General features: G+C 41.6%; 4 protein-coding genes and 1 pseudogene. All 5 read left to right on the top strand.

All coding sequences use genetic code 11. The features are described from left to right. Nucleotides 1–374 precede the first annotated feature (374 nt). The gene (locus tag B7992_RS15705) at nucleotides 375–3,314 is read left to right on the top strand and encodes an ATP-dependent DNA helicase (RefSeq protein ID WP_217897625.1); all 2,940 of its coding nucleotides are present in this window, start codon (nucleotides 375–377) and stop codon (nucleotides 3,312–3,314) included. 2 nt (nucleotides 3,315–3,316) lie between these two features. Then, nucleotides 3,317–5,113, top strand: a complete 1,797-nt coding sequence (locus B7992_RS15700; protein ID WP_088666763.1) for a site-specific DNA-methyltransferase — start codon at nucleotides 3,317–3,319, stop codon at nucleotides 5,111–5,113. Continuing rightward, the gene (locus tag B7992_RS15695; protein ID WP_088666761.1) at nucleotides 5,106–7,808 is read left to right on the top strand and encodes a DEAD/DEAH box helicase family protein; all 2,703 of its coding nucleotides are present in this window, start codon (nucleotides 5,106–5,108) and stop codon (nucleotides 7,806–7,808) included. The genes B7992_RS15700 and B7992_RS15695 overlap by 8 nt, the downstream gene beginning before the upstream one ends. A gap of 189 nt (nucleotides 7,809–7,997) precedes the next feature. Next, nucleotides 7,998–8,189 carry a hypothetical protein gene (locus tag B7992_RS15690; protein WP_083538027.1) on the top strand — a complete coding sequence of 64 codons (192 nt, stop codon included), beginning with the start codon at nucleotides 7,998–8,000 and terminating at the stop codon, nucleotides 8,187–8,189. A 428-nt stretch (nucleotides 8,190–8,617) separates the two neighbouring features. After that, a pseudogene (locus B7992_RS17480) lies at nucleotides 8,618–9,204 on the top strand (hypothetical protein); the annotation flags it as partial.

The following is a 9,204-nucleotide window of genomic DNA, read 5'->3' as shown; positions in this document are numbered from 1 at the left end:
AGAATCATCTAGCAAGGCTGCCTAAATGCTTCCACACATGTTGATGATGCCTCAATTTTTAGTTATTTTTGCTAAAAATAGAGTTTTTGCTCTAGTTCTCGTCTGAAATCCGCGAAATTTCAAACCAATGAGAGCTGGACAGACACTCACGCAACCCCTGTCAAAGGGGGTTCTTCGCTATGTACATTGGCTACAACAGCCGATGTGTTTTGCGTTGCCTTTACGGGCGTGGGTCGTTTGTGCTTTTCATTGGTGGGTCTTCGCGGAACCTCAGGCGAAATGCGCATTCGACTTCACGCCTTTTTTATATAGTGGGCTGAACGCACTTTTGAACGACAAGCAGAACTCCACTTTCTTATATGGAGCATGCGGTCGTGGAGAAAAGTAACCCGGAACAGCTAGAAGTTATTAATACAACAGAATCTCCTTTGTTGGTGATTGCTGGTCCTGGCGCAGGCAAGACGAAAACGCTTGTGGACCGCGTATGCCACTTGATTTACGACCTTGATGTAGCTCCCGATAATATTCTGGTTGGAACATTTACCGAAAAAGCAGCCAAGGAACTTCTCTCGCGAATTTCCACCGCATCAGCCGCCTACAGAAATCAAAAGAACATTTCTGAAATTCGTGTGGGAACTCTTCACTCCCTGTTCCTTGATTTTCTTGAAGAATATCGTGACTATACGGACTTGCGTCGTGGCTATCAGGTATTAGATCAGTTTGAACAGACTTACCTTTTTTACCGAAACGCTTACCGTTTTAACCAAATTGATGGAATAACGGACCTTATCGGAGGCAACGCTCGTTCTGCTTATGGCTGGAACGCAGCGACAAAACTCGCGTCTCTTGTGAACAAGGTTGCCGAAGAAAATCTTGATGTTGAAAAACTTGCCAAATGTAAAAAGGCGGAACGACTTCCTATCCTTGCAGAAACAGTCGCTCTTTATAGGGATTTACTTGCTGAACAAAATGCTTTGGATTTTTCGTTGATTCAAACGAAAATGTGGGAACTCATTGAAAACGAAGATGTCCTCAAGGATATTCGTTCAAAAGTTCATTACATCATGGTGGATGAGTACCAAGATACCAACCGCATTCAGGAGCAAATCCTATTGAAATTGGCCACTCCCGCAAATCGAATTTGCGTGGTTGGTGACGATGACCAAGCTTTGTATAGATTTCGCGGCGCGACAGTTGAAAATATTTTGCGATTTCAGGAGAAATTCCCTAGTCGCGGAAAAAATCAGTGCATAAAGATTGAATTGGATAAAAACTATCGTTCTCACCCTGATGTCATTGATTTCTATAACGATTGGATGAATGGATTATGGGAAGAGGAATGGGGCGAATTTAGACACGAAAAAATAATCAAGAATGCAGGCAAGCAAAATCGTAAGAATACAAAGTACACAGGTGTTGTAAAATGCATGGGCGAAAACAGTACGGATTGGTGTAAGCATTTTTATGATTTCGTCTGCAAACTGAAAACGAATGGGGCCTTAAAAGATTACAATCAAATAGCATTATTGTCTCGCTCCGTAAAAAACGACAAGGTTGTGGAACTTTCCAACTATCTGGAAGAACGAGGTGTTCCTGTATTTTCACCTCGCTCAGCACAGTTTTTTGAACGCAAGGAAATCCAGCTTGCCATAGGCGCTTTTCTTTTCCTATTCCCGAAGTTGGAAGAAACTTATTTGAATGACGGACACAATGAACCTTACATGGAGGGAATTTGGTCCTATTATGATCTGTGTCTGGACTCCTTTACCGCTGAACTGCGACAAGATTTAAAACTCCATAATGAATTGCGAGTGTGGGCGGTAACCAAAGCAAAGGAGATTGCTAAAGCAACCCGTAATACGGACTACACGTTTGCCAACTTGTTCTACGAATTGCTCCAGTTCCCGATGTTTGCGAATTTTCTGCAAGCAGAACTTAGCGATGGTGTACAAGATTTACGACCCATGTACAATTTGGCCATGTTCAGTCAATTACTTGGAAAATTCGAATACCTGAATAATGTTGTTGCGATTTACTCGGACGTGGAAAAGCGAACAAAACTGCTGCGCCGTTTATTCAATGAGTATCTGAAGTTCTTGAAAGATGGTGGCATTGCAGAGTATGAAGATTTTGACATGGTGACTCCACCTGGGTGCATAAGCATCATGACAATCCACCAGAGTAAGGGACTTGAGTTCCCGATAACTTGCGTAGATTCTTTGGATAGTACTCCGCGAAAGAATTATGATGATATTGACTTGGAAATAGCGGAATATTACCACAAGAATTCTCCCTGGGAACCCTTGGAACGAGTAAAGTTCTTTGATTTCTGGCGACTCTATTACACCGCATTTAGCCGAGCTCAAAATTTACTCGTGCTAACCGGGATTGACAACGAAAATTCTCGTGTAGAAAAGGAACGCAAATCACCTTCTAAATACTTTGATTCCGTCTATAGGAATGTGGTTGACTACACGGAACTTTTTAAGAAAGACGCTCCTGGCATTTATTTAGACGAAGTTAAGGCCAGTAACATAAAGCATCAATATTCCTTTACAAGCCACATATTACTTTATGAAAACTGTCCGACACAGTATAAGTTTTTTAGGGAAGTGGAATTTTCCCCTGTACGAACTAACGCAATTTTGTTCGGCACTTTAGTGCATGAAACTATTGAGGATGTTCATAAACAAGTACTGGCGGGAAATCCAGAAAAGGTAACTCGTGAAAATATGGAAAGTTGGCTCAAGGAAAACTACCACCAACTTTCGAAACAGCAGGGTGTTTACTTGCGAGAGTCATCTTTGAAATCCATTTTGAACCATGTAGAAAACTATGTGGAATATGCTAGCAAGGATTGGAAGCGTATAAAGGAAGCGGAAGTTCCGTTGACATTGTTAAAGGATGACTACATACTGGAAGGTCGCATTGACTTGATTCAAGGTAAGGGCGACACCTTAGAAATTTTGGATTTCAAGACAGATGTAAAACCAGATGTGAACAACGCCAAAGATCGTGAAAAACTGAAACGATACAAACGCCAGTTGGAAATTTATGCACACATCGTTCAAGGAAAATATGGTAAACCAGTCAGCAAGATGCACCTGTTTTATACAGGAACAGAAGATGGTAGCCCTTTTGTGAGCTATGACTTTAATTCCAAATCCATCGAAAAGACCATTGCTGAAGTAGATGATGTAGTGAAGAAAATTGAACGGAAAAATTTTGAACATAGTGGGGAGCGCGACCCCAAGAAATGCAGTGAATGCGACTTTAGACATTATTGCAACAATTGTTCCAAGAAGAGGAAGTAATTATGGCCGAACAGAAGGATATGTTTGAATTCAAGAATGAGCCCATTAAGGGTTTCCCGGAACTTCGTTGGGCCGGCAAGCGTCCTTTTACGGGAACGCCCTATTATCCGGCTCAGCTAAAGGAAACCCATGGTGAAACTTCCGAAGATGGCTGGATGAACAAACTCTATTGGGGTGACAACTTGCAGGTGATGAGTCACTTGCTTAAGGAATATCGCGGTAAGGTCAATTTAATCTATATTGACCCGCCTTTTGATTCGAAAGCAGATTATAAGAAGACTATTGCCTTGCGCGGCAAGAAGGCGGAAAGTGATTCCAGCAATTTTGAAGAAAAGCAGTATGGCGATATTTGGACCAATGATGAATATCTTCAGTTCATGTATGAACGTTTGATTTTGTGTAAAGAGTTGCTAAGTGATAGTGGGTATATGATGCTTCATTGTGATTGGCATCAGAATCATTATTTAAGGTGTCTTTTAGAGGAAGTTTTTTCTCCTAATAATTTTAGAAATGAAATAATTTGGACATATCCTGGGAGAGAAAGAATATCAGAAAAAAAATTCTCATCTAAACACGATAATTTACTTTTCTTTTCGAAACAAGAGTCCTCTTGTTTTGATCCTGTTACAAAAGAATGGAGTAAAGAAGAACGAATTAAAGCGTTGCGTAGAAAAATTTATACCGATGAAGATGGACGAGAATGGTTTTGGGAAACTCGTGGACAAGCAATGGGTATAGAACCTTATAAACGATATTTAGATGAGTACGTTGAAAAAGGCGGTGCTTTAAATGACGTTTGGGATGATATTCAATTTTTACGAGGAAATCATCCAGAGCGAACGGATTATCCAACTCAAAAGCCAGAATTATTACTAGAAAGAATTATTAATTCATTAACAACTCCCGGTGATATTGTTTTTGATTGCTTTATGGGAAGTGGTACTACCCAGGCGGTGGCCATGAAATTGGGACGTAAGTTCCTTGGCGCAGATATCAATCTCGGTGCAATTCAAACAACCACAAAACGCCTCATCAACCGTGCGAAGGAAATCCAATCCGATAGCAATCTGCTATCTACTAAGACTTATACAGGCTTTGAAGTCTATAACGTAAACGATTACGATTTCTTCCGCAATGAGTTGGAAGCAAAGCGCCTTATCATCGACGCCATGGGTATGCAGGCCCTCCCAGAAAACAATCTCTGGGAGGCAGAATTAGATGGCCGTATGGTGGCAATCCTTGGCATAAATCGAATTGCAACCGCTGCAGAATTCAGTAAAATCATAAACAACATCGACATGGCCAGCTGGACAAAGCGACAGTCAGAAAACTTCAACAAGCCCATTGAAAAAATAACCTTCGTCTGTATGGGTCACGATCCTAATCTGAAGGCGATGTTCCTTGAAGAAATGCAGAAAATGGGTTTCAAGGTGGATCTCGAAATAGTCGACATCCTCCGCGACAAAAAAGATTTGACCTTCAAGCGCGATGCCGATGCTAAAATCAAGATTACAAAGGATAAGCTCACCGTCAAGGAATTTTATCCCATGAATCTTCTGCAAAAACTGAGCATCGAGAGCCAGGATGTTGAAGATTGGAAGGAACTTGTGGATTCCATTATGATTGACTGGAATTACGATGGCGTCACTTTCAGCCCATCCACTACAGACATTCCTGAAAAGAATGAAATGGTGAAGGGCGAATATTCAATTCCAGAAGATGCCGGAACCATTCACGTAAAGATCACGGATTTGCTCAGTGAAAGTTGGGAAGGCTCCTTTGAGGTAGAAAATGGCTAAGAAACAAAAGACTGTAGAAATTCCTTTCTACAAGTACCTCTGGAATTTTTATACTGCGAACAGAGTCCAGATTAAGGCCGAGTACAAGGATTTAACGAAGCGAATACTGTCGCACGCAAATCCTGAAAATCCGGGTGCTTTTTTGCGTAAGCCTCAGTACGAAGCTTTCGAAATATATGTATTCCTTAAAGAATGTTTGAGTAATCCTCGTTTGTCGGATTTATTTGATGATTGGTGTCATGATAAGGGCAAATTTTGCTTAAAGGATACTACACTGGAATCCGGAGCACAAGACCTTTTTGCGGAGGAAGAAGCTCACAGGAAACTTTCTGATGCCGCTGTAATTGGCCCCGCCATTCAACAGTTAGAAAATCTGAGACAGGGTTATTCTAATTACATTTTTTCCTTGACTATGGGAACGGGCAAGACTATTTTGATGGCTCTTTGCATTTTCTATGAGTTTCTGTTAGCAAAGAAATATCCTAAAGATGAACGTTTTTGCCATAACGTTCTTGTTCTTGCCCCGGACACAACGGTTCTCCAATCTTTAAAAGAAATCCAGACTTTTGACAAGTCCAAAATTTTTGCAGCTGAATACGCTAATGTGCTGGATTCAATTTTGAAGTTTCATTTTCTTGAAGATGACGGAATCAGCCTTTCAACAATGGACGGCTCTGATTTCAATGTCATCATTTCCACAAGTCAAAAAATCATTCTCCACAAACGTCATAAAGATGATTCTGCCAGTATCCAACTATTTAAAGACAGCTGGAACGCTGCAATGGAAAATGACCCAAACGCAGATTTGTACCAGATTGATGAAACGGAATTGACCGCAAACCAGCGCTATATCAAAATTACCCGATTAAAACAGTTGGGAATCTATGTGGATGAAGCTCACCATGCCTTTGGTAAGTCGCTGAAAAGTGATATGCTTGATCGTAGCAAAGAGACGAGCTTGCGTTTGACCATTGATAATTTGGCTAAGGAATTGGAACGCTCCGGGTCTAAAGTAGTTGCCTGTTATAACTTTACAGGAACGCCCTATGTTGATAACCAGATTATGCCAGAAGTTGTTTATGAGTACGGTCTCCGCAGTGCCATAGATAATCGGTATTTGAAGGAAGTCGAGGTTAAAGATTTTAAGAATGTCAAGAGTGGTACTTTTGTTCAGCGAACCATTGATGAATTTGTAGAAATTCATCGTGGAAATAAAAAACATTTTAAACGCTACGAGGGTATGCTGCCTAAAATGGCTTTTTTTGCAAATACTGTTGATGAACTTACCAATGAGTTAAAACCTGCTGTTGAAAAGGCTCTTATCAATAACGGTATTTCATTAGATTCTGTTTTGGTGAATATCGGCGACGAAAAAATTACTAAATCCGATGACTTGCGTGAATTTAGACTTTTGGATACACCAACTTCGGAAAAACAGTTTATCCTCTTGGTTGGAAAAGGTAAGGAAGGTTGGAATTGTCGGTCACTTTTTTCAGTAGCTCTTTATCGCGAACCTAAAAGTACAATCTTCGTTTTGCAGGCGACCATGCGTTGTCTCCGTTCCATAACGGATATGCAACAGCGAGGAAATGTTTTCCTCTCGGCCGAAAATCTTGAAATCCTTCAGAAGGAACTGGAAAGTAATTTCAGAATGTCTGTTTCTGATTTGACTCGTAAAAATGCAGAACCGGCCAAGGAACGTCGCATTTATGTTCGAAGGAAAGTCCCGGTCAAGATGATGGAACAAATTTCCAGGTTTAAGGTTGAACCTAAAAAAGTTGGAACATATACAATTTTTGACGAATCTTTTGATTTTGAAAAATATCGCAAAACGGAAGGCAAACACTCTCTACGAAATATTGATTCCGCAACAATTCGTAAGGAAATTACTAGCACCGTAGATCGCAGATTTTCTCCATATAGTCTCATTGCAGAACTTTCTCTTTACTTGACACAGCATGAAAAATCAGGCGTACTTTTCGCCCCTTCAGAAATTCGCGAATTAATAGAAAAATCTTCTGACGGAATGGATGTGATTTTAGAGAAGGTGAACTACGCGAATGAAATTCTATACGACTTTGTAATACCAAAGTTGTTTGAGCAGCTTTATTCTGTGAAGTATGAACCTGGTGAAGTTCGGGAAGTTGTAAAGTACATCGTAAAAGATCCTCCACAAAATGGGACCGGTCCAGAAGCAGCGTATTATACAATGCACTTTAGCGATGAAATGTTTATCTCCGACTCTTCTGCGAAATATTGCGCGTTTAACCAAACGGAATCGGGTAACAAAAAGAGCTTTGATTTGTCGGGCTACGGCTTTGATTCAAATTCCGAAAAAGATTTCTTCATTAGAAACCTTGTCAGCAATAATGAAATCAAGCACATTTGGTTTACGGGTATGCTGACCAATGGACAGTCGAATTTCTACGTTCACTATATTGATCCTGAATCTCATTCACTCCGTTCTTATTACCCCGATTTTTTGGTTGAAGATAAGGATGGCAAATTTTATATCGTTGAGATCAAGGGACGTCATTTAATGAGTGCTCCATCTACACAAGCAAAGGTAGAATATGCAAAGCAAATGGCAGCTCTAAGCAAAATGGAATATGTCTTTATCCCTGATGATCTCGCTGATATGATATTGCAGGAATTCGTGAGAGAAAGCTACATCAGTAATGCCGTTTCAATGTAGGATCCAAGAATGTAGAGACTCCTATGACTCGCTCATTGCTAGAAATAAATACAAAAACCGTTCCAAACGAACGATTGAATACACCTGCCCCAAAACAAAAGCGGAAACTTGGCGTGTTAAAGAACAAGGCTTCCGTCAAGTTCGCCGATGATTTCGAAATAAGCCCCGATAAAATGCTGGGGCTTTAATATGAATATTCTGTTTGACACTCATATTTTGATTTGGTCCATTGTTAATCCGGACCAAATTCCAAAGCCGATTCTGAACAAGATAGAGGACTCTGGCAACAAGGTTTATGTTAGCTACATAACATTGTGGGAAATCGCCTTGAAGCAATCTATTGGAAAACTGGATTTGAAAGGTTTTGACATAAAAAACTAGCCAGATTTTTGCATTCAGCAGGGTTTTGAATTCATATCTCTGGAATCCTCTGATTCACTGGGAATTTCCAATTTGGCTTCAAAAGAAAATCATCGTGATCCGTTTGATCGAATGCTCATTGTTCAAGCAAAGAATAGAAATTATTTCTTTGCGAGTGTTGATGAAAAAATGGACCAATATAGAACAGATGGCTTAAAACTGTTGAACTCCTAAAATGCGTTAGGGATAGTGACCCGTATGGGCCGAGACTTTAGGCTCGGTTTTAGGTGGCTGATCGCAAGCGAAGTGCAGCGAACTGCCCCTAAAATATAGCCCGGCACCGGCGAAGCCAGGGCAACGCCCTCCCCAAAAGAAAAAGGAAGCGCAGCTTCCAAACCGTTTCTACCGACTACGATACTACCGACAAGCTGTACTTCGAACCGGTTACCCTCGAAGACGGCAAGGTTTTCGTTCTCGAAGCCAACCCCCGCGCATCCCGTACCGTGCCTCTGGTCTCCAAGGTCTGTAACACTCAGATGGCCCGCCTTGCTACCCGCCTCATGATGGGTGAAAAGCTGGAAGATTTGAAGCTGAAGGACAAGAAGTTCAAGCACCACGGCGCCAAGGAAGCTGTGTTCCCGTTCGACAAGTTGTAGAAACGCCTTTGGCTCGGCAATGGAAATGCAAGCATTTCCGTTGCACTCGCCTTGCGGCGTTTTCCCCAAGGTTGACCCGGTTCTCGGTCCTGAAATGCGTTCCACCGGTGAAGTGCTGGGCCTCTCCGAAGACTTCGCCCTGGCTTACTACAAGAGCCAGGAAGCTGCAGGTTCTATCCTCCCGTCTTCCGGTGCCGTGCTGATTAGTTTGTCTGACAAGACCAACCTCTGCGACCAGGCAATCGAAGTGGGTCAGCGTTTCCAGAAACACCTTCGCCTCGGCAATGTCCACGCAAGCGTGGCCGCTGCACTCGGCTTACGGTGTTTTCCAGGAACTGGGCTTCAAGATCTACGCCACCGAAGGCACCGCCAAGTTCTAC

This window comes from Fibrobacter sp. UWH1, assembly GCF_002210365.1.
Classification (GTDB): Bacteria; Fibrobacterota; Fibrobacteria; order Fibrobacterales; family Fibrobacteraceae; genus Fibrobacter.
This window is presented reverse-complemented; position numbering and strand designations above follow the sequence as displayed.

What these genes read in the sequence shown, in the direction of transcription:
- B7992_RS15700 (WP_088666763.1), top strand. Translation starts at nt 3,317, where the DNA reads ATGGCCGAACAGAAGGATATGTTTGAATTCAAGAATGAGCCCATTAAG.
- B7992_RS15695 (WP_088666761.1), top strand. Translation starts at nt 5,106, where the DNA reads ATGGCTAAGAAACAAAAGACTGTAGAAATTCCTTTCTACAAGTACCTC.
- B7992_RS15690 (WP_083538027.1), top strand. Translation starts at nt 7,998, where the DNA reads ATGAATATTCTGTTTGACACTCATATTTTGATTTGGTCCATTGTTAAT.